17 protein-coding genes are annotated in these 19,778 nt (G+C 68.4%); 5 read left to right on the forward strand and 12 right to left on the reverse strand.

The genetic code is table 11. The annotated features are described in order from the left end of the window. Positions 1-436: 436 nt before the first annotated feature. The 8 genes from M2421_RS20595 to M2421_RS20630 all read right to left on the reverse strand — a co-directional run bounded on the left by M2421_RS20595 (position 437) and on the right by M2421_RS20630 (position 11,378). Complete coding sequence (locus tag M2421_RS20595) at positions 437-1,651, reverse strand: D-alanyl-D-alanine carboxypeptidase family protein (RefSeq protein WP_259210243.1); 1,215 nt, start codon at positions 1,649-1,651, stop codon at positions 437-439. A 75-nt stretch (positions 1,652-1,726) separates the two neighbouring features. Then, the gene (locus M2421_RS20600) at positions 1,727-2,965 is read right to left on the reverse strand and encodes a septal ring lytic transglycosylase RlpA family protein (protein ID WP_259210245.1); all 1,239 of its coding nucleotides are present in this window, start codon (positions 2,963-2,965) and stop codon (positions 1,727-1,729) included. After that, on the reverse strand, positions 2,962-4,107 hold the full coding sequence (gene mltB / locus M2421_RS20605; protein ID WP_259210247.1) for a lytic murein transglycosylase B: 1,146 nt from the start codon (positions 4,105-4,107) through the stop codon (positions 2,962-2,964). Before mltB ends, M2421_RS20600 begins: the two co-directional genes overlap by 4 nt. A 1,269-nt stretch (positions 4,108-5,376) precedes the next feature. Further along, positions 5,377-6,489: a rod shape-determining protein RodA gene (rodA, locus tag M2421_RS20610; RefSeq protein WP_259210249.1), complete on the reverse strand. Its 1,113-nt coding sequence runs from the start codon at positions 6,487-6,489 to the stop codon at positions 5,377-5,379. Continuing rightward, positions 6,486-8,564, reverse strand: coding sequence for a penicillin-binding protein 2 (gene mrdA / locus M2421_RS20615; RefSeq protein WP_259210252.1), 2,079 nt, complete (start codon positions 8,562-8,564; stop codon positions 6,486-6,488). Before mrdA ends, rodA begins: the two co-directional genes overlap by 4 nt. 1 nt (position 8,565) lies before the next feature. Next, positions 8,566-9,051 (reverse strand): rod shape-determining protein MreD, encoded by a 486-nt coding sequence (mreD, locus tag M2421_RS20620; protein ID WP_259210253.1) that lies wholly within the window; start codon positions 9,049-9,051, stop codon positions 8,566-8,568. After that, a complete protein-coding gene (gene mreC / locus M2421_RS20625; protein WP_259210254.1) occupies positions 9,048-10,202 on the reverse strand; it encodes a rod shape-determining protein MreC in 1,155 nt (384 codons plus the stop codon). Before mreC ends, mreD begins: the two co-directional genes overlap by 4 nt. 129 nt (positions 10,203-10,331) lie before the next feature. After that, a complete protein-coding gene (locus M2421_RS20630; protein ID WP_038686189.1) occupies positions 10,332-11,378 on the reverse strand; it encodes a rod shape-determining protein in 1,047 nt (348 codons plus the stop codon). A 284-nt stretch (positions 11,379-11,662) separates the two neighbouring features. Between M2421_RS20630 and M2421_RS20635 the strand changes: the two genes are divergently transcribed. After that, positions 11,663-12,601, forward strand: a complete 939-nt coding sequence (locus M2421_RS20635; protein WP_259210255.1) for a carbohydrate kinase family protein — start codon at positions 11,663-11,665, stop codon at positions 12,599-12,601. A 293-nt stretch (positions 12,602-12,894) separates the two neighbouring features. On the opposite strand, the gene M2421_RS20640 is transcribed toward M2421_RS20635, so the two are convergent. From M2421_RS20640 to ubiE, 4 genes are all read right to left on the reverse strand, one after another. Next, entirely contained in the window at positions 12,895-13,533 is a 639-nt protein-coding gene (locus M2421_RS20640; protein ID WP_259210277.1) for an HAD family hydrolase, read from the reverse strand. Continuing rightward, complete coding sequence (locus M2421_RS20645) at positions 13,530-14,261, reverse strand: hypothetical protein (protein ID WP_259210256.1); 732 nt, start codon at positions 14,259-14,261, stop codon at positions 13,530-13,532. The genes M2421_RS20640 and M2421_RS20645 overlap by 4 nt, the downstream gene beginning before the upstream one ends. 412 nt (positions 14,262-14,673) lie before the next feature. Then, a complete protein-coding gene (locus M2421_RS20650) occupies positions 14,674-16,602 on the reverse strand; it encodes a M1 family metallopeptidase (RefSeq protein WP_259210279.1) in 1,929 nt (642 codons plus the stop codon). A gap of 161 nt (positions 16,603-16,763) precedes the next feature. After that, a complete protein-coding gene (ubiE, locus tag M2421_RS20655) occupies positions 16,764-17,525 on the reverse strand; it encodes a bifunctional demethylmenaquinone methyltransferase/2-methoxy-6-polyprenyl-1,4-benzoquinol methylase UbiE (RefSeq protein ID WP_259210257.1) in 762 nt (253 codons plus the stop codon). A 135-nt stretch (positions 17,526-17,660) separates the two neighbouring features. Between ubiE and M2421_RS20660 the strand changes: the two genes are divergently transcribed. From M2421_RS20660 to M2421_RS20675, 4 genes are all read left to right on the forward strand, one after another. Then, positions 17,661-18,113 carry a nucleoside deaminase gene (locus M2421_RS20660; RefSeq protein WP_259210258.1) on the forward strand — a complete coding sequence of 151 codons (453 nt, stop codon included), beginning with the start codon at positions 17,661-17,663 and terminating at the stop codon, positions 18,111-18,113. Positions 18,114-18,356: 243 nt separating this feature from the next. Continuing rightward, positions 18,357-18,644 (forward strand): hypothetical protein, encoded by a 288-nt coding sequence (locus tag M2421_RS20665; protein ID WP_259210259.1) that lies wholly within the window; start codon positions 18,357-18,359, stop codon positions 18,642-18,644. Between the two features lie 62 nt (positions 18,645-18,706). Then, positions 18,707-19,048 carry a hypothetical protein gene (locus M2421_RS20670; protein ID WP_259210260.1) on the forward strand — a complete coding sequence of 114 codons (342 nt, stop codon included), beginning with the start codon at positions 18,707-18,709 and terminating at the stop codon, positions 19,046-19,048. Positions 19,049-19,122: 74 nt separating this feature from the next. Then, positions 19,123-19,572 carry a low affinity iron permease family protein gene (locus M2421_RS20675; RefSeq protein WP_259210261.1) on the forward strand — a complete coding sequence of 150 codons (450 nt, stop codon included), beginning with the start codon at positions 19,123-19,125 and terminating at the stop codon, positions 19,570-19,572. Positions 19,573-19,778 lie beyond the last annotated feature (206 nt).

Here is a 19,778-nt window from a genome sequence, read left to right on the forward strand (position 1 = left end):
CCGCCCCCCCCGCGCCCCCCGCCCCCCCCCGCCCGCGCCCCCCCCCCCCCCCCCCCCCCCGCCCCCCCCCCCCCCCCCCCCCCCCCCCCCCCCCCCCCCCCCCCCCCCCCCCGACAGCCAGAAGCCTCGCTTCCACCTGCTTACCGCAAGCCGAGCCGCGTCGCGGGCCGGTAGGCTCCCGGGCAAAATAAGGGAGGAGGTCGCCAGGCCGGGGGACACTACCCGGGGTCTACCGGCCGCGCGGGGGCCCTGACGCTGGCGACAAGCCCCACTGAAAAAGTGCCCCGATCCCCAAGCCGCCCGGACCATCCGATCACACGCGTACAGCCGTACGCCCTCTGCAACAGCCCCTGAAAAAAAACGCCCCTCCATCGGGGAAAAGAACCCAAAAAAAGACCGGCTTTCGCCGGTCTTTTTTTGATTCAGTGGCGCCGGATCACTCCGATTCCCACCACATCCAGAAGCTGTCCCACAGACGCTTGAAGAAGCCGGCCTCTTCCACCGCGGCCACCGCCACCAGCGGCGCCTCGGCGACGGTCTTTCCGTCCAGGGTCACCTTCAGCGTGCCGATCTGCTGGCCCGCGGTGAACGGCGCCTCCAGCGTCTTGGGCACGTCGATGGTCGGCTTCAGGTCGTTGTAGCGGCCGCGCGGCACGCTCACCAGCAGCGGCTGGGCCACGCCCAGCTGCACCGTGTCGGCCTTGCCCTTCCACACCTTGTGCTCGGCCACGGCCTTGCCCGGCTCATACATGCGGTGGGTTTCGAAGAAGCGGAAGCCCCAGTTGAGCAGCGCCAGGCTGTCATCGGCGCGCTGCTTCTCCGAGCTGCCGCCCAGCACCACCGCGATCAGGCGCTGGTCGCCGCGCTGCGCCGAACTCATCAGGCAGTACCCGGCTTCGGACGTGTGGCCGGTCTTGATGCCGTCCACGCTGCCATCGCGCCACAACAGCAGGTTGCGGTTGGGCTGCTTGATGCTGCCCACCGTGAATTCCTTCACCTTGTTGTAGGCGTAGGTTTCCGGGTAGTCGCGCACCATCGCCCGCCCCAGCAGCGCCAGGTCGTAGGCGGTGCTGTGATGGCCCGGCGCGGTCAGGCCGTGCGCGTTGACGAAGTGCGAGTTCTTCATGCCGATCTTGGCGGCATAGCTGTTCATCAGCGAGGCGAAGGCTTCTTCGCTGCCGGCCACGTGCTCGGCCAGGGCGATCGCGGCATCGTTGCCGGACTGGATCGCCATGCCCTTTTCCATGTCTTCCAGGCGCGCGGTCTGGTTGACCGGGAAGCCGCTGTAGCTGCCATCGGTACCGGCGCCACCTTCGCGCCAGGCGCGCTCGCTCATCATCACCTGGTCGTCGGGACGGACCTTGCCGTTCTTGACCTCGGCGGCGACCACATAGGAGGTCATCACCTTGGTGATGCTGGCCGGGGCCAGCTGTTCATGCTCGTTTTCGCCTGCCAGGACCTGGCCGGTGGCGTAGTCCATGAGGACCCACGCCTTGGAAACGCTGGGCTTGGGCGCTGGCGGGGTGGCGACGGTGGCCGGGGCGGCGGCAGGCGCGGGCACCGGCTGCGGGGCCGGCTGCGGGGTCTGGGCGGAGACCATGCCTACGAACAGGGTCGTGGCCATGGCAGCAGCGGCAAAGCGGAATTTCATCGGACAGCAAGCTCCAGGGAGGGCGCCAAGGGTGGAGAGGTTGGGTATGGGCATTGTAGGCCCATGCGACGGCGGTCAGTCTTTCACGATCTGCGGCGAGCCAAAGCCCAGACCGGCGATGCGGCCGGCAAGTTCCGAGGCACTGGCGTGGTCGGCCGCCGGCACGCGCAGGCGCCACAGCGTGCGGCCGCCGCTGACGATGTCGCTGATGCTGGCCCCGACGATGCCGGCCGACGACAGCTGGCCGAGCGCACGGGTGGCGTTGTCGCGGCTGGCGAAGCTGGCCACCTGCAGGAACACGCTGCCCACCTGCTGGGACAGGCTTGCCGGTGCGGTTGCCGGCACGGGTGTCGGGCGGGCTACCGGGCGCGGCGGCACGACGGCAGCCACCAGCGGCGCGGCCGGCAGCGCACTGACGGTCACCGGCGCATCGTCGATCTGTGCGGCCTGGGTCGCGGCCGGGCGGCCACTGGCCACCGTGGCGCCCGTGTAGGCCGGGGCCGTGGTGGCCGGCAGCCGGCCGACCAGCTTGTCCATGTCGCTGGGCGAGCGCGTCGGCGCGGCGGCCGCCACGCTTGCGGCGGCACGACGCTCACGACGCGAGGGCTTGTCGGCCAGCAGGTTGTCTTCGCCCGGGGTCAGCGCGCGCACTTCGACATTGCCGGTGCCGCGCTGGGTGATGCCCAGGCGGACCGCGGCGGCATAACTGAGGTCGACCACCCGGCCATCGTGGAACGGGCCACGGTCGTTGACGCGCACGATCACCGACTCGCCGTTGTCCAGGTTGGTGACCCGCGCAAAGCTCGGCAGCGGCAGGGTCTTGTGGGCCGCGGTGAAGGCGTACATGTCGTACACCTCGCGGTTGGAGGTCAGGCGACCATGGAACTTGGCCCCGTAATACGAGGCGGTGCCCTTCTCGGCATAACCGCTGGTCTTGTCCAGCACCTGGTATTGCTTGCCCAGTACCACGTACGGCGACTTGTTGCCCACCGGCGACCGCGGCAGATCCACCACCTCCGGCTCGGGGATGCAGGCCACGTTGGGGATATAGGTGGGGGTGCTGTCGTTGACCCCCGGCTTGTACAGCCCACCGGCACGGTAGTCGCCGCGGGTGCTGGGGTCTTCGGTGGCGGCCTTGTACGGCGACCCTTCCGGGCAATGCGACGGGCGCCCGCCCTTGCCCTGCACCACCGTGCCGCTGCCGGGCTTGGCGCTGCCGGCGCTGGCCGGTTTCTTCGGCGCGCTGCTGCAGGCGGCGAGCGCCAGGATCAACAGACCGGGGACCAGCCATCTGCAACGTGCGCGTGCGTTCATGCCGGCGGCAGCTCCTGACCGGCGATGGCCTCGGACAACTGGTACACGGCCATCGCGTACATCTTGGAAAGGTTGTAACGGGTGATCGCGTAGTAATTCTGGAAGCCCAGCCAGTACTGCTTGCCGGTGCTGCCTTCGAGCGTGATCGGGGTGGCGGTCAGGCCCGCGGGCACCGCCACGCTGGGCTGGTAGCCGCGCTGGGCCAGATCGGACAGGGTCCAGGTCGGCGCCCATTCGGTGGGATCGAACGCCTCGCGCCCGGCGGCCAGCGTGGCCGGCACGGCGACCGGACCGCCGCGCACCCAACCGCCCTTCTTGACGAAGTAATTGGCGATCGAGGAGAACACGTCGTCATAGCTGTTGAACAGGTCGCGACGGCCGTCGCCGTTGCCGTCCACCGCGAAATCCAGGTAGCTGGACGGCATGAACTGGCCCATGCCCATCGCGCCGGCGTAACTGCCCTTGATCGCGAGGATGTCCAGCTTCTCGTCGCGGGTCAGGGCGAACAGGCGCGCCAGTTCATCGCGGAAGTAAAGCTCGCGGCGCACTTCGCGTTCGAGCTTGGCCGGGTCGCCGCTGCGCGGGTAGTTGAAGGCCAGCGTGTACAACGCATCCAGCACGCGGTAGCTGCCGGCGTTGCGGCCGTAGCTGGTTTCCACGCCGATGATCGCCACGATCACCTCGGCCGGCACGCCGGTGCGCTGCTGCACGCGGGCGAGTTCGGCGCGGTGCTCGGCGAGGAACTTGCGGCCGCCATCGATCCGCGCCTGGCTGATGAACATCGGCCGGTATTCGTTCCACGGCTTGACCCGCTCGGCCGGCCGCGACATCGCCGCGATGATCGGATCGCGCACCTGCGCCTGGGCCAGCGTGGCCTCGATCTGCGTGGCGGGGATGCCGTAGCGTTGGGCGGTGTCGCGCACGAAATTGGCGCGGGCCACCGCGAACGGCACCGGGGTCAGGTCCACCGGCGTGGCGTTGGCCGCGGCGGCTTCCGGCGCGGCCTCGGCCGGCCCCTTGCTCGCATTGACCGGCTTGTTGGGCGCACCCGAGGCCTGCGGCGTCGGGGATGGAGAGGGCGGCTGGGTCGCGCAAGCGACCAAACCGAGCGTGAGCATGCAGGCCAGAGTGCGTCGAATCATCGCGGCAGGTTAGCAGGTCAAGCATGAATTAAAACCCCTAACACCATGAATCACAACGAATTGCCCGCGAAAAGGGACAATCGTTAACACCGCGTCTAGATTGATCGCAGTCACATTCCCTATTCAGTAGAGGATGGCGTAGGCGTGCCCGAACGCACCGGTGCCCATGGCCAGCGTCGAAGCGACGGCCAGGTAGATGGACGCTGATAGTGCCAAGGGTGGAGAACGTGCGGGAAGCGCAGCGACAGATGCGGGGCGCAGGGCCCGGTGTATTGCCTGGATCGCTGACGCCGAGGGCGAAAGAGGTTCCGCCGGTTGCGTCCCCATCCCCATGGACGCAACCGGCCAAAACCGACCAGGTCGGTACCGGCGCGGCGCGCAACTCCCCAGCGCGCGCCTCGCCCCTGATACCCGTCAGGTCAACTGCTCCCCGCCAAGCTCCCCATGTGCGTCGCTTGGCTCGACACACCTCTGCTGGCGGGCCGCCATTGTGCCGGCCGTTTACGACAAGTCCATTGATCCGGATCAACTCACGTCATATTTGTGCGCCGCATCCCACTTTACCGTCACTTTGTTGACGACACCTGCACCAAACCCGCCAAAAGCTGACGCGATTAGCCTGTTCATGCGCGGATCGGTCGCCCCGCAGAGCCACCCCATGGGTGGCGGCGAGGGATGCCCACCATCTCGTAGAGCCACCCCATGGGTGGCTGGACGCGGTGCCAGATCAAAGCCCGCGGTGCCGGATCGCGGTGCCGGATCGAAGAGCAGCCACGCATGGCGCGGCTCTACGGGTTGCCGATCTCGTAGAGCCACCCCATGGGTGGCTGGACGCGGTGCCGGATCGAAGCGCGCGGTGCCGGATCGCGGTGCCGGATCGAAGAGCAGCCACGCATGGCGTGGCTCTACGGGTTGCCGATCTCGTAGAGCCACCCCATGGGTGGCTGCACGCGGTGCTCGGTCGAAGCCCGCGGTGCCGGATCGAAGAGCAGCCACGCATGGCGTGGCTCTACGGGTTGCCGATCTCGTAGAGCCACCCCATGGGTGGCTGGACGCGATGCCTGATCCAAGCGCGCGGCGCCAGATCGAAGCCCGCGGTGCCGGATCGAAGAGCAGCCACGCATGGCGTGGCTCTACGGGTTGCCGATCTTGTAGAGCCACCCCATGGGTGGCTGCACGCGATGCCCGATCAAAGCGCGCGGTGCCGGATCGAAGCCCACGCGATGCCAAACCGACGCCCAGCCACGCATGGCGTGGCGCTACGGGACTTCAGCCGTAGCCGCCGTGCACCGGCTGGTGCTTGCGTGCGGCCATCACCAGGCCGAACCCGGCCAGCAACGATACCGCCGAGGTGCCGCCGTAGCTGATCAGCGGCATCGGCACGCCCACCACCGGCAGCAGGCCGGAAATCATGCCGCCGTTGACCAGCACGTATACAAAGAACGCCAGGCCGGTGGCGCCGGCCAGCAGCCGCGAATACGAATCGCGCGACTGCGAGGCGATCCACAGGCAGCGCCCGATCACCACGAGGTACAAGGCCAGCACGGTCGCCACGCCGATCCAGCCGAACTCCTCGCTGAGCACCGAGAACGCAAAGTCGGTGGTCTGCTCGGGAATGAAGTTCAGGTGCGACTGCGAACCCTGGCCCCAGCCCTTGCCATCGAACCCGCCCGAGCCGATCGCGATCTTGGACTGGATGATGTTCCAGCCGGCGCCCAGCGCATCCATCTCCGGATCCAGGAACATCATGATGCGGTCCTTCTGGTAGGGCCGCAGCAGCCAGAACCACGCCACCGGCGCCGCCGCCGCCACGCCGCCGACCGCCACGCCCACCCACCACCACGGCAGGCCGGCCAGCAACAGCACGAACGCGCCGCTGGCCGCGATCAGCACACCGGTGCCGAAGTCCGGCTGCAGCATCACCAGCCCGGTCGGCACGCCGATGATCACCGCGCTGACCATCACCGTGGAGAAGCGCGGCGGCAGCGGCATGCGGTGCAGGTACCAGGCCACCATCATCGGCAGGCTCACCTTGAGCAGCTCGGCCGGCTGCAGGTAGAACAGCTTCAGGTCCAGCCACTGCCGTCCGTACTTGCCGGTGCCCAGCACGAACACCGCCAGCAGCGGGATCATCGAGATCGCATAGATCAGCGGGGTCGCCGAGCGGATGCGCAGGATCGACGCGCGCGAGATCGCCCACATCGCGCCCAGCCCGACCACGAAGCGCGCGCCCTGCGCGAACACCAGGCCATCGCCGCCGGCGCTCTTGAGCACCGCCAGCCCGATCAGCATCAACGCGCCCAGGGCCAGGCACAGCACCCAGTCCAGCGAGCGGCTGAAGCGCACGACCATGTCGGTCGCCCAGCGCAGGAACACGTTCATCGGGCACGCTCCGGCGCGCCGGGCGCGGTCGGCGCCGGGGCGGCGGCAGGCAACGGCGCGCCCGGCAGCGGTGCCGGTGCCGGGGCCGGTGCAGGCGGCACGCCGACCACGACCGGCAGCGTCTCCAGCGCGGCGGCGGCCGCGTCGCCGGCGGCGCGCGCGTTGCTGTCGCTGCCGTCGAAGGCGGTGATCCCGATCGCGGTGGTGCCGCGCTCGCTGTCCAGCGGCTCCAGCCCTTCCGGCATCTTGCCCAGCAGCCACGCATCGAACAGCTTGCGCGCGATCGGTGCGGCGGCCGAACCGCCGTAGCCACCGCCCTCCACCGCGATCGCCACCGCGATCACCGGGTTCTCGGCCGGGGCGAAGCCGACGAACAGCGAACGGTGGCGCAGGTGCATGGGCAGGCTCTTCGGGTTCACCGCGGCGGTACCGCGGCGGCTGATCACCTGCGCCGTACCGGTCTTGCCGGCAATGGTGTACGGCGCGCCGGCGGCGGCGCGCGCGCCACTGCCGCCCGGCCGCATCGTGCCCATCATGCCCTCGCGCACGGCCTGCAGGTTGCTGGCGCTGGGGCTGACCGGCTTGCTGTCGCCGACCGGCATCGCGGTCCAGTCGGCATCGAAACCGGCGCGCTGCTGCATCACCAGGTGCGGTGTGCGCAGCTGGCCGTTGCCGATCCCCGAGACGCCATGCACCAGCTGCAACGGGGTGACCTTCCAGTCGCCCTGGCCGATGCTCACGTTGACCGTGTCGCCCGGGTACCAGCGCTCCTTGCGGGTCTTGTACTTGTGCTGCGGCGAGGGCAGGATGCCGCCGATCTCGCCGGTCAGGTCGATCCCGGTCGGCTCGCCGAAGCCGTAATAGCCCATGTAGTGGTCGAAGCGGTCGATGCCCATGTCCAGGGCCAGCTTGTAGTAGTACGTGTTCACCGACTGGGTGATCGACTTGCGCAGGTCGGTCCAGCCGTGGCCGCCACGGTTGGCATCGCCCCAGCCGCGCGAGGTGCCCGGCAGGTAGAACATGCCGGTGGAGAGGATCTTGTCTTCCGGCTTGCGGGTGCCGCTGTCCAGGCCGGCCAGGCCGATCAACGGCTTGATGGTCGAGCCCGGCGCTACCCCGCCCAGCACCAGCCGGTTGAACTGCGGGCGCGAGGGGTTGCTGTTGAGCGCCTGGAAATCGGCGTGCGAGATGCCGTTCACGAACAGGTTCGGGTCGTAGGACGGCAGGCTGACCATGGCCAGGATCTCGCCGGTGCGGGGGTCCATCGCCACCGCCGCACCCTCGAACTCGCCGAACGCGGCCACCATCGCCCGCTGCAGATCGGCGTCGATGGACAGCCGCAGGTCGCTGCCGGACTGCGCCGCGACCCGGCCGATGGTGCGGATCGCGCGGCCCTGTACGTTGGTCTCGACCTGCTCGTAGCCCACTTTGCCGCGCAGCTGCTGCTCGTAGAAGCGCTCCAGCCCGGACTTGCCGATATGGGTCAGCGCCGCGTTGCCCTCGCCGAGGATCTCCAGGTCCTTGTCATCCACCCGGCCGACGTAGCCGATGATGTGCGCGAACAGGTCGCCGTAGGGATAGCGACGGGTCAGGTACGGCTCCAGTTCCACGCCCGGATAGCGCCAGCGGTCGACCGCGAAGCGGGCCATTTCCTCATCGCTGACGCGCAGCTTGAGCGTGACCGGCAGGAACTTGCGGCGGGCCTTGCGCGACTTGTTGAAGGTCTCGATGTCCTCCGGGCTGAGGTCGAGGATCCTGGCCAGCCCGGCCAGGGTGGCGTCCATGTCCTTGACCTTGTCGGGGGTGATGTCCAACCGGAACGCAGGCACGTTCTCGGCCAGCAGCCGCCCGTTGCGGTCGTAGATCATCCCGCGCCCGGGCACCACCGGCCGCGGCTTGATGCGGTTGGCTTCGGAGCGGGTGGCGTAGATGTCGTGGTCGAGCACCTGCAGCTTGAAGTACCAGCCGCCCAGGCCAAGCAGACAGACCAGCACGCCCAGGAAGCCCAGCGCGGCACGGCGCCGGAACTGCTCGGCTTCGGCGTGGGGGTTCTTGGCCTGGCGGCGCATGTACATGTCAGCGCCCGCGACGCCCGAAGCGGACGGCGTCGAGCAGCACGAACAACAGCGGCCACAGGGCCATGCCCAGCAGCGGCGCCCACCAGTACGACCACGGCAGGGTCGGCTCGCCGACCACGATATGCACCACCGCACTGACGATGCGGTCGTTGAACAGCAACCCGCCGATGGCCAGCATCTGCTGGGACATCGGGAAGAAACGGATGCGCGCGCGGAAGCGCTGCAGGATGAAGGTCAGCATGACCAGGCGCAGCGCCTGTTCGCCGAGCACCCCGCCATACAACAGGTCGGCCACCACGCCGCTGGCGAAGGCGATGCCCAGCCCGACCCGGTCCGGCGCTTCGATCACCCAATAGGCCAGCACCAGCGCCAGCCAGTACGGGCGCAGCGGCTGCAGCAGCGCCGGCAGCGGCAGCAACCCCAGCAGCAGCGCCAGCACCACGCTGACCGGCAGCACCCACGGTTTGTCGCGCAGGCGGCTCATTCGCGATTCTCCACGGATTCGGCCGGCCGAGCGTGGCTCGGCACGACCGGAGAGGTGGCTGCGGCAGAGCCCCCGTGTTGTTGAAGGGGGCGCGCCGACGACGCGGGGTCTACGGAGGATGCGCGGGCCTGTTGCGCCGCAGGTGCGGTCGGCTCCAGCGGGCGCGCAGAAGGCGTCGGGTTGGCGGGGGATGCCCCGCCGGCAGCCGGATTCGCCGCAGACGGATCGGGCTGAGGCGGTTCGTGCGCCGCAGGCAACGGCGCTGCCGGCCCACCGGCCTCATCCTGCAGACGCAGGTTGGGCGGAATCCGGATCGCCGCGCCGGGGCGCAGCAGGAGCACGTCGCGGCCACGGTCCAGCTGCGCGGCCGGTTTCAGTTCGCCGACCAGGAAGGCGTGGCTGTCGTCGGGGCGCAGCGCGGTGATCTTGCCGACCGGGAAGCCGGCCGGGAACCGCCCGCCCAGGCCGGAGGTGACGATCTCATCGCCCACTTCCACGCCGGCGCTGAGCGGGATGTCGCGCAGCTCCAGGGTGTCGCCACGGCCATAGACGATCAGCCGCACGCCGTTGCGTGCCACCGTGACCGGCACTGCGTGGTCGGGGTCGGTGAGCAGCAGTACGGTGGCGTTGCTGCCGGTGGTGGCGATCACCTGCCCCATCAGCCCGCCCGAGTCGATCACCGCCTGGCCGATGTGCACGCCATCGCGGCTGCCGGCGGCCAGCACCAGGCGCTGCCGGACCGGGTCCAGGTCGATGTCCAGGATCGGCGCCAGCTGGACGTCCAGGCCGCTGCGCTCGGCCACGTTGAGCAGTTCGCGCAGCTGCGCGTTGTCCAGCGCCGCGGTCTGCAGGCGGGTCAGGCGGGCATTGGCGATCAGCAGCTGGTTGCGCAGCTCGCGGTTTTCATCGACCAGCTGGCCGTGGCTGGCCGCGTTGTCCTTGACCTGGGTGCCGAGCTTGCCGGGCAAGCCGGCCAGCGCCCACACCGGCTGCACCAGCACGTTGGCCTGGGCGCGCAGGCGCGACAGCCAGCCGGCCTGGTCGTCGAGCACGATCAGGGTGATGGCCAGGGCCAGGTAGGCGAGCAGCCGCAGCGGACTGGCGGCATCGCCCTGGCGGGAGGCTACGGGAGGACCGGCGTAGGGCGGCACGACTGGCTTCGACTGGAGGCAAACAGGAGGGGGATGCGACAACGCCCCGGCGCTGCGATGCCCGGCGTGCCAGGCACGCAGCGGGCATCACGCCGCAGGGGCGTGTCCATGGAGCAAGACGGGTGCCGCTTACTCCGGCGCAAAGAACTCGTTGCCGTGCATGTCCACCAGCTCCAGCGCACGACCGCCACCGCGGGCCACGCAGGTCAGCGGGTCGTCGGCCACCTGCACGTGCAGTCCGGTCTCTTCGGAGATCAGGCGGTCCAGGTCGCGCAGCAGGGCGCCACCGCCGGTAAGCACGATGCCGCGCTCGGCGACGTCGGCGCACAGTTCCGGCGGGGTCTGTTCCAGCGCCAGCTTGACCGCGCTGACGATGCCCGAGAGCGGCTCGTGCAGGGCTTCCAGCACCTCGTTGGAGTTGATCTTGATCATCTTCGGCACGCCCTCGGCGAGGTTGCGGCCGGAGATTTCCATCTCGATCACTTCCGCCTGCGGGTAGGCGCAGCCCAGTTCCACCTTGATGCGCTCGGCGGTGGCTTCACCGATCAGCATGCCGTGGTTGCGGCGCACGTAGTTGGTGATCGACTCGTCGAAGCGGTCGCCGCCGATGCGCACCGAGGCCGAGTAGACGATGCCGTTCAGCGAGATCACCGCCACTTCGGTGGTGCCGCCGCCGATGTCGATGACCATCGAGCCACGCGCCTCGGTCACCGGCATGCCGGCGCCGATCGCGGCGGCCATGGGTTCTTCGATCAGGAACACGTCACGCGCACCGGCCTCTTCGGCCGATTCCTTGATGGCGCGGCGCTCGACCTGGGTCGAGCCGGCCGGCACGCAGACCAGCACGCGCGGGCTCGGGCGCAGGAAGCGCGACTTGTGCACCTTCTTGATGAAGTGCTTGAGCATCGCCTCGGTGTAGGTGAAATCGGCGATGACGCCGTCCTTCATCGGGCGGATGGTGGTGATATGGCCCGGGGTACGGCCCAGCATCTGCTTGGCTTCGGCGCCGACGGCAGCCACGGAACGGGTACCACCGATGGCGCGATCCTGGCGCACGGCCACCACGGACGGCTCGTTCAGCACGATTCCCTGCCCGCGCACATAGATGAGGGTGTTGGCCGTGCCCAGGTCGATGGACAGGTCATTGGAGAACATGCCGCGCAGTTTCTTGAACATCTGGGAGTTGATCCTGGGGGTGTCGCGCCCAACGCGGGATGGCGAAAAAATGGGCAGAATTCGAGGGCGACAAGCCTAGCAATCCCCCTGTGTGCGAGCAAGGACAAATCTGGTGCAAAGCAAGCCTTCACGGCCATTCAGCCGATTTTTCATCTCGCCCGAGGGCCCCGGTTCTGGCCCAAAGCCGCCTCACCCGTTAACCTTTGCGCCGCAGGGCGCCTCACGGCGCCGTTTCGTTGCCCGCCCGGCGGGCCTCAAACTCCTTTCCGCATAGGCCTTAATCGATGTCCGCTTTGATCTGTGGTTCTCTTGCCTTCGACACCATCATGGTGTTCCCGGACCAGTTCAAGAATCACATCCTGCCGGACAAGGTGCACATCCTGAACGTGTCCTTCCTGGTGCCGCGGATGCGTCGTGAATTCGGGGGTTGCGCAGGCAACATCGCCTACAACCTGCACCTGCTGGGTGGCGATCCGATCCCGATGGGCACGGTGGGGTCGGACTTCGGGCCCTACCGCGAGTACTTCCAGGGCCTGGGCATCGACCTGACCCGGGTCAAGGTGATCGACGAACTGTTCACCCCGCAGGCGTTCATCACCACCGACCACGACAACAACCAGATCACCGCCTTCCACCCGGGCGCGATGATGCGGTCCTACGAAAACCACGTGAAGGACGTGCCGGGCGTGACCCTGGGCCTGGTCGGCCCGGACGGGCGCGAGGGCATGATCCAGAACTCGCAGGAGTTCTTCGACGCGGGCGTGCCGTTCATCTTCGACCCGGGCCAGGCCATGCCGCTGTTCAACGGCCCGGAGCTGCGCACCTTCATCGAGCAGGCCGACTACGTGGTGGTCAACGACTACGAGTCCAACCTGCTGCAGGAGCGCACCGGCTGGGACGAAAAGGCGATCGTGAGCCGGGTCAAGGCCTACATCACCACCCGCGGCCCGAAGGGCGCGGTCATCCACACCCCGGAAAAGACCTACGACATCCCGCCGGCGCACGAACGCCGCGTGGTCGACCCGACCGGCTGCGGCGATGCGTTCCGCGCCGGGCTGATCTACGGCATCGAGAAGGGCTACGACTGGCTGACCATCGGCCGCATGGGCAACCTGATGGGCGCGCTGAAGGTCGAGCACCCGGGCACGCAGAACCAGCGGTTCACCTTCGATGAGTTCAACGAGCAGTTCAAGCAGCAGTTCGGTTACGCCCTGACGGCGTAACCGCATTGCCCGCGCACTCCGGCCGAACCCTGCGCCGTTGGCGCGCCCCCTTGGACACCAAGGGGGCTCTTCACCCAGACGGTGGATCGGGGACGTTTCAGCGCAGCGCCGGGCCATGCGCGGCCGCTTGCAGGTCCGTCGCCGCGGCACCGTGAATCGTTCGCCGTCCCCGGCGGTAGGCGTTGCAGATCACCGCTTCCGTCACCTCGATCACGGATGACGGCGGACGATCGGCATTCCGATCCTGGCGGCGTCGCCGAGCCGGCATAGCGCCTGCCCCACCGGGGCCGCGATCAGGCCGCAGGGCCCTTCCCTGCCCACTCCGCCAGCACGGCGCCGCAATCGGCGCGATGCCAGCACGCCAGGCCCGGCCACGGGTTGTCCGGGGCGTTGACGAGCAGCGTGCGGGTGCCGGCGGCGCGGCCGCATTCCAGGTCGAAACGGTGGTCGCCGACCATCACGAGCTGCTGTGGGTCCGCCTGCCAGCGCCCCACGAAGTACTGCAGCCCGGCCGGCGACGGCTTGGGCGTGGCCTCGTCGCGGCCGACGATGTCATCGGCGCCGAACGCGTCAGCCAGCCCGATGGCCTGCAGCGTCACCTGCGCCAGTTCGCGCGCGTTGCGGGTGAGGATGCCCAGACGGCAGCCGGCACTGTGCAGCGCGCGCACCAGCGCCACCGCGCCAGGGGCTGCGCGTGCGCCCTCGGCGAGCTCGCGCTCATGGGCAAGCAGCCACGCGTGTTTGGCGTCGGCCTCGTCGGCCGGCAGCGCGGCCAGATGGGCGAGGATGTCCTCCCCCGACGGAATCGCCAGCGCGCGCTTGATCTGCTCGAAATCGTGCACCGCGACGGTCAGCGTGCCGTCCATGTCGAACACCCAGTGACGCATCGCCGAGAACGGCGGTGCCGGCGTCGCCAGCGCGGTGCCGGTCATTGCCACCACGTCGGCATGCGGTGGGTATCCACGCCACCGGTCTCGAACACCGCGGTACGCGTGCCACCGGCCTTGACCGGGAATTCGATGCTGATCACCTTGGCCTTGCGCGCCAGCGTCCACAGCGCCTTCTGGTCGGTGATGAACATCGCGATGGCTTCGTCGGTCTTGGGCCGCCACGCGGCCATCGCGACCGGCTTGCCGCCATCCACGCTCACCTGCACCTTGCACTGCGGGCAGCGGAAGTCGCCGGCCTGCAGCACCAGGTAGGCATGCCGCTTCCACTCGGGGTGGTCGCGGAACACCAGCTGCACCGGCTTGGCGCCGCTGCCATCCACGTCCACGCGTTCCTTGCTGTAGATCTGCGCCGAGACCTGGCTGCCCTTGCTGCCCACCGGGATCTGGTTGTACTGCCACAGCCCCTGCATGCGGCGCAGGTCGCGCGCCGCGTCGCCCTTGGCCTGGACCTCGGCGAAGCCCGGTTCGATGCGGGCGGCCGCGTCGGTGTCCTTGTACTGGTCCAGCAGGGCGCCGCCGTGGATGCGCGCACGCTCCCAGTCCTGCGACGCCACGGCCATGTCGTACTGCTTGGCCACGCCCTCGGCCTTTTCTTCCTGCTGCGCCCTGGCGGCCGCGGCGGCGGCTTCCTGCGCCTTGCGCGCTTCCTCGGGGTTGCTGCAGGCGGCCAGCGCGAACGCGCAGGCGGCGGCCAGGATCAGTCGTTTCATTGCGTACTCCGTGATTGGCAAGGCGCCCGATGGCGTCACCCAACTACTGTATCGCCTGATGCGGCCAAGAGCAGCCGTGCATGGCCCGGCGCTACCCAATTGCATTGTGTCCCGACGCGTAGCCGGGCATGGCCCGGCTCTACCCACTTGCATGGTGTCCCGACGCGCAGCCGGGCATGGCCCGGCTCTACCCAATTGCTTGATGTCCCGAGGCGCAGCCGGGCATGCCATCGGTGCGCGGCGCATGCCCGACCGGCATCGCGCGCGTCTCGCACGGTACCGGCCCGATAGTGCCGAGCCATGCTCGGCAGCGGCACCGCATGGACACAAAAAAACGGCGGGTTTCCCCGCCGTTTTCAGGCATTGCCTCGCACCGTAGCCACTGACCGGCCATGCCGGCCAGCAACGGGCATTATTTGGCGCTTGCCTTGTCCAGCATGTCCTGCACCGACGCGGTGGTGATCGGGTGGTAGCCCGGCTTGGCCTTCTCGAAGGCGGCCTTGGCGAACGCCAGGCCTTCCGGGGTCTTCACCAGTTCGGCGTAGATCGGCAGGATCAGCTTGCGGCGGCCGACGCGCTCGATGAACGCCGCGGCCGGTTCATTGGCCGCCGTGTAACCGCTGCGGATCGCCAGCGGATACCAGCGCATCGCGATTTCGCCGTTGGCGGTGCCGGTGAAGTGGTAGGCCTTGTCCAGCGCGGCCAGCTTCTCCACCGGCAGGGTCTTGCCCAGGCCGTCGATGAAGTGGACCCACTCCTGGGTGCCCCACTCGCTGCTGATCTGCACGTTCGGCAGCGTGTCGCTGCCCTGCCAGGCGATGCGCGCGGTGTCGACGATGGAGAAGTTGCGCGAGCGTGCCTTGGTGGCGAACGCCGGGATGCCCGGCTCGTCCAGCCACGCCTTCAGCTCGGCATCGGTGACCGCGCCAGGCTTCTTGGACAGCAGGTTCTTCTTCAGGTACACGACGAACTGGTCGGTGTTCGCGCTCTGGAAGGCATGGTCATCGAACCAGCCGCGCAGGAACGGATCAAAGGTCTCGCGGCCAAAACGCTGCTCCAGGAACTGCAGGAACCACGCGCCCTTGACGTAGGCCACCTGGCTCAGCGCATCGTCGGGGTCACGCTCGGTCAGCGGCGGCAGGGCCAGCGCCTGGTCGGCCGGGCTCATGTCCTTGACCTCGGCCAGCAGGTCGTTCTGGTCGATCTCGCGCTCCATCTCGGCCATTTCCTGGCCGTACAGCGCTTCGGTGATGCGGCCCTGCACGTAGGTGGTGAACCCTTCGTTGAGCCAGATGTCCTTCCAGCTGGCGTTGGTCACCAGGTTGCCCGACCAGCTGTGCGCCAGTTCATGGGCGACCAGCGAGACCAGCGACTTGTCGCCCACGATCACGGTCGGGGTGGCGAAGGTCAGGCGCGGGTTTTCCATGCCGCCGAACGGGAACGACGGCGGCAGCACCAGCATGTCGTAGCGGCCCCAGCGGTACTCGCCGTACAGCTTCTCGGCCGCGCCGATCATCTTCTCGGTGTCTTCGAACTCCTTGGCGGCCTTGCCGACCATGGTTGGTTCGGCCCACACGCCGGAGCGGCCGGAGATCGGCTCGAACACCAGGTCGCCGGCGGCGATGGCCAGCAGGTAGGACGGGATCGGCTGCGGCATCTTGAAGGTGTAGTCACCGTCACGCGCGGCCTTGGGATCGTTGTCGGCGCTCATCAGCACCATCACGTCCGGGCGCGAGACCACGTGCGCGCTGTAGGTGAAGCGCACGCTCGGGGTGTCCTGCAGCGGCACCCACGAACGCGCGTGGATGGCCTGGGACTGGCTGAACATGAAGGGCAGCTTCTTGCCCTCGGTCATCGACGGCTCCAGCCACTGCAGGCCCGAGGCGGTCGGGGCCGTGTGGTAGGTGATCACGACCTTGCCCGGCTGTTCCGGCGCGTCGATGCTCAGCTTGCTGCCGAACACCTTGTCGGCCGGGGCCAACGCGAACTGGAGCGGGGCGGCCTTGCCGTCCGCGCCGATCGCCTCGACCTTCTCCACGGTGAGTTCGCGGGTATCCAGCACCAGCTGTTTGGCCGCCTTGTCCTTCCACTCCAGGGTGTAGGTCGCGGTGCCGCCGATCTGCTTGGCGTCGAAGTCCAGCTTCAGGTCCAGCGCCAGGTCCTTGACCACCACCTTGTCCGGCTCGGCGTAGGAGCTTTCATCATGGCTGCGGCTGTCGGCTTTCATGGCAGTGCTCGCCGGTGCGGTGGCGGTGGGCGCGGCCGTCGGGGCGGCCGGTTCTTTGGAGCAGCCGGCGGCCAGCGCCACGGCCAGGGGAATCAACAGGAACGGAGATCGCATGGACATCGGGACCGATCAGGGTGAAACGACCAGTTTACCCCCTGGCCGCACCGCCCGGGCAGCGGTGCCGTCCCGCCTGCGCATTCAGCCTGATCGGTTCGCCGGCGCGGCGCAGGAGGCGCGCACCCCTGGCGCGCGCCTGCAGAACGCAGCGCGTGGGGTCAGATCTTGTAGCCGGAGTGGATCGAGACGATGCCGCCGGTCAGGTTCTTGTAATGGCAGCGCGCGAAGCCGGCCTCGCCCATCATGGTCTTGAGCTGTTCCTGCGGCGGGTGCTTGCGGATGCTCTCGGCCAGGTACTGGTAGCTGTCGCCATCGCGGGCGAACAACTGGCCCAGCTTGGGCAGGATCTTGAACGAGTGGAAGTCGTAGATCGGCTTGAACCAGTCCGCGGTGACTTCGGAGAACTCCAGCACGCGGGCCTGGCCGCCCACCTTGAGCACGCGGTACATCTCGCGCAGGCCGGCGTCCTTGTCGGTCACGTTGCGCAGGCCGAAGGCGATGGTCACCAGGTCGAAGCTGGCATCCGGGAACGGCAGCGCCTCGGCGTTGCACTGCACGTACTCCAGGCCCGAGACCAGGCCCCGGTTCATCAGCCGGTCGCGGCCGACCGAAAGCATGCCGGCGTTGATGTCGCCCAGCACCACCTCGCCGTCCTCGCCCACGCGCTCCTTGATCAGCGCGGCGATATCGCCGGTGCCACCGGCCAGGTCGAGCACGCGGTCGCCCGGCTTCACCTGCGCGGTGGCCACGTAGTAGCGCTTCCACGCCCGGTGGATGCCCAGGCTCATCAGGTCGTTCATCAGGTCGTAGCTGCGCGCGACCGAGGTGAACACTTCGCCCACCAGCTTCTGCTTGTCCTTGGCGGCGACATCGCGGAAGCCGAAATGGGTGGTGCCAGTCTTGTAGGGGGATTCGCTCATGGCCGGATTATCGCACCGCTGGGCACGCGGCGGCACCTCCGCGCTGCGACCCGGTGCCGCAGGGCCGCCACGCGGGCCGGTGCCGCGGCGGCGACAGGCCACTATCATGGCGGTCCAGATGCCCACGGATTGCCCATGATCAGCACCCCCGACTACGCCGCCCTGCTTGAAACCGCCATCGCCGAAGCCCGCCAGGGCCTGGCCGAGGGCGGCATCCCGATCGGCGCGGCGCTGTACCACACCGACGGCCGCCTGCTCGGCTGCGGCCACAACCGCCGCGTGCAGGAAGGCGATCCGTCGGTGCACGGCGAGACCGACGCCTTCCGCAAGGCCGGGCGCCAGCGTCGCTACCAGGACACCATCATGGTCACCACCCTGGCCCCGTGCTGGTACTGCAGCGGGCTGGTGCGCCAGTTCAACATCGGCACCGTGGTGGTGGGCGAGTCGGTCACTTTCCAGGGCGGCATCGAGTGGCTGCGCGAAAACGGGGTCAAGGTGATCGACATGCAGAGCCAGGCCTGCATCGACCTGCTCGGCGGCTTCATCAGCGCCCACCCCGAGGTCTGGAACGAAGACATCGGCGAGTGATGCCCGTGGCGGCGCGCAATCGCGCCGTTGCCAGGCGCTGCGACCGCGTGTCGCAGCGCGCGCTGTTCTGAACGCTTCAGTTCCATACAGACAGGTGAACACGCTGTGCTGGCAGCGTATCAGGCACCCGAGCGGGCGCTGCGCGCACGGCTGGCGCACCTGCTGCATACGCTGCGCTAACAATCGCGCGGTGGCCACGGCCTATGGTGGGTGCACAGGGGGCAGCAACGTCGAGGAGACGTCATGAATGCCCGAATAGCCCGCACCGCGCTGGATCCGGCGTTATCCAACGCCTGGACACAGTTGCAGGTGCTCCATGCCCAACACGACAACGGCGCCCCCTTCTGGAGCGCCTACCAGGCCATCCAGGCGGCGCTGACCGAGGCCCACCCGCACGAGCGCGTGGCGGTGTGCAACCAACTGGCCACGTTCGCCGAGCGCCTCGGTGCGGTCGAGCATGCGCACCTGCTCGGCGAGTCGCCGGCTGAGCTTTTCAGGCTCCGCGGCCACGCCGACTCGACATCACCATGACGCTGCATGCACTGCGCTTTACGCACTCTGATCCAACCCCTTCCCTGCATATCGACACCACCATGTCTTCCGCCCAGCTTTCCATCCCCGCCGTGATCGACGTTGACGCGGAAGTCGCCTACTGGCGCCAGCGCCACGCCGACGGCACCCTTGGCAGCGGCACTGGCTCGTTCGGCCACTACGTGCCGTGGATCAAGTTTGCCTGCGATTCGCTGATCACCCAGCCGCGCGCCAGCGACGAGCAGCGCGACGAATCCTTCCAGACCCAGTACGCCCTGCAGATCATGCCGCGCCTCAGCGAAGACCAGGCGCGCGCCTTCGTCGAAGAGGTCTGGGAGCACGTCTACCTGAGCAGCCGCCACGACGTCGCCGCCCGCCCGCGCCTGGGTGCCGCCCGCGTCTGACGCGGCGCAGACTGCACGGCGCGTACACGGCGCGCCGCCAATGATGTGGCACCGTCGCTACCCTGCCGTGCCGCATGAAACTCCGCAGTATGTTCAACCTGGTCGCCAAGAAGGCGGCCTACGCCGCCGGTACGCCCTGGACGTTCCTGGCCGCGCTGTCGATCGTGCTGCTGTGGGCGGTCAGTGGCCCGATCTTCAAGTTCAACGACACCTGGCAGCTGGTGATCAATACCGGCACCACCATCATCACCTTCCTGATGGTGTTCCTGATCCAGCACAGCCAGAACGCGGACGCCGCCGCGGTCCAGATCAAACTGGACGAACTGATCCGCGCGACCGCCGAGGCCAACAACGAACTGCTCGACCTGGAAGAACTGGACGAGGAGCGGTTGGAAGAGATCCGCAGCGAATACGAGCGCATGGCACGCGAAGCCGGCGATGCGCTGGAGCGCGCCCGCCGCTGCCATGGCGACGGGCGCAAGGACGATCCGCGTCATGACCGGGCGGATGAACCGCGCTCATGAGCGCGTTGATGGTCACGACGATGACCGGGGGAGCCGACGGGTAGAGCCGAAGGGTGGAGCCGACGGGTAGAGCCGACTGTTAGTCGGCTGCTGTCCGCTCGTCGGCATGGCCAGCCGACCAACGGTCGGCTCTACCGCGCTGCATGGCCAGCCGACCAACGGTCGGCTCTACCGCGCTGCATGGCCAGCCGACCAACGGTCGGCTC

Origin of the sequence: Stenotrophomonas sp. BIGb0135 (genome assembly GCF_024810105.1) — a bacterium.
Classification (GTDB): domain Bacteria; phylum Pseudomonadota; class Gammaproteobacteria; order Xanthomonadales; family Xanthomonadaceae; genus Stenotrophomonas; species Stenotrophomonas maltophilia_AB.

Coding starts and splice junctions, on each gene's coding strand:
- M2421_RS20595 (WP_259210243.1), bottom strand. CDS start 1,651: ATGAAATTCCGCTTTGCCGCTGCTGCCATGGCCACGACCCTGTTCGTA.
- M2421_RS20600 (WP_259210245.1), bottom strand. CDS start 2,965: ATGAACGCACGCGCACGTTGCAGATGGCTGGTCCCCGGTCTGTTGATC.
- mltB (WP_259210247.1), bottom strand. CDS start 4,107: ATGATTCGACGCACTCTGGCCTGCATGCTCACGCTCGGTTTGGTCGCT.
- rodA (WP_259210249.1), bottom strand. CDS start 6,489: ATGAACGTGTTCCTGCGCTGGGCGACCGACATGGTCGTGCGCTTCAGC.
- mrdA (WP_259210252.1), bottom strand. CDS start 8,564: ATGTACATGCGCCGCCAGGCCAAGAACCCCCACGCCGAAGCCGAGCAG.
- mreD (WP_259210253.1), bottom strand. CDS start 9,051: ATGAGCCGCCTGCGCGACAAACCGTGGGTGCTGCCGGTCAGCGTGGTG.
- M2421_RS20630 (WP_038686189.1), bottom strand. CDS start 11,378: ATGTTCAAGAAACTGCGCGGCATGTTCTCCAATGACCTGTCCATCGAC.
- M2421_RS20635 (WP_259210255.1), top strand. CDS start 11,663: ATGTCCGCTTTGATCTGTGGTTCTCTTGCCTTCGACACCATCATGGTG.
- M2421_RS20640 (WP_259210277.1), bottom strand. CDS start 13,533: ATGACCGGCACCGCGCTGGCGACGCCGGCACCGCCGTTCTCGGCGATG.
- M2421_RS20645 (WP_259210256.1), bottom strand. CDS start 14,261: ATGAAACGACTGATCCTGGCCGCCGCCTGCGCGTTCGCGCTGGCCGCC.
- M2421_RS20650 (WP_259210279.1), bottom strand. CDS start 16,602: ATGCGATCTCCGTTCCTGTTGATTCCCCTGGCCGTGGCGCTGGCCGCC.
- ubiE (WP_259210257.1), bottom strand. CDS start 17,525: ATGAGCGAATCCCCCTACAAGACTGGCACCACCCATTTCGGCTTCCGC.
- M2421_RS20660 (WP_259210258.1), top strand. CDS start 17,661: ATGATCAGCACCCCCGACTACGCCGCCCTGCTTGAAACCGCCATCGCC.
- M2421_RS20665 (WP_259210259.1), top strand. CDS start 18,357: ATGAATGCCCGAATAGCCCGCACCGCGCTGGATCCGGCGTTATCCAAC.
- M2421_RS20670 (WP_259210260.1), top strand. CDS start 18,707: ATGTCTTCCGCCCAGCTTTCCATCCCCGCCGTGATCGACGTTGACGCG.
- M2421_RS20675 (WP_259210261.1), top strand. CDS start 19,123: ATGAAACTCCGCAGTATGTTCAACCTGGTCGCCAAGAAGGCGGCCTAC.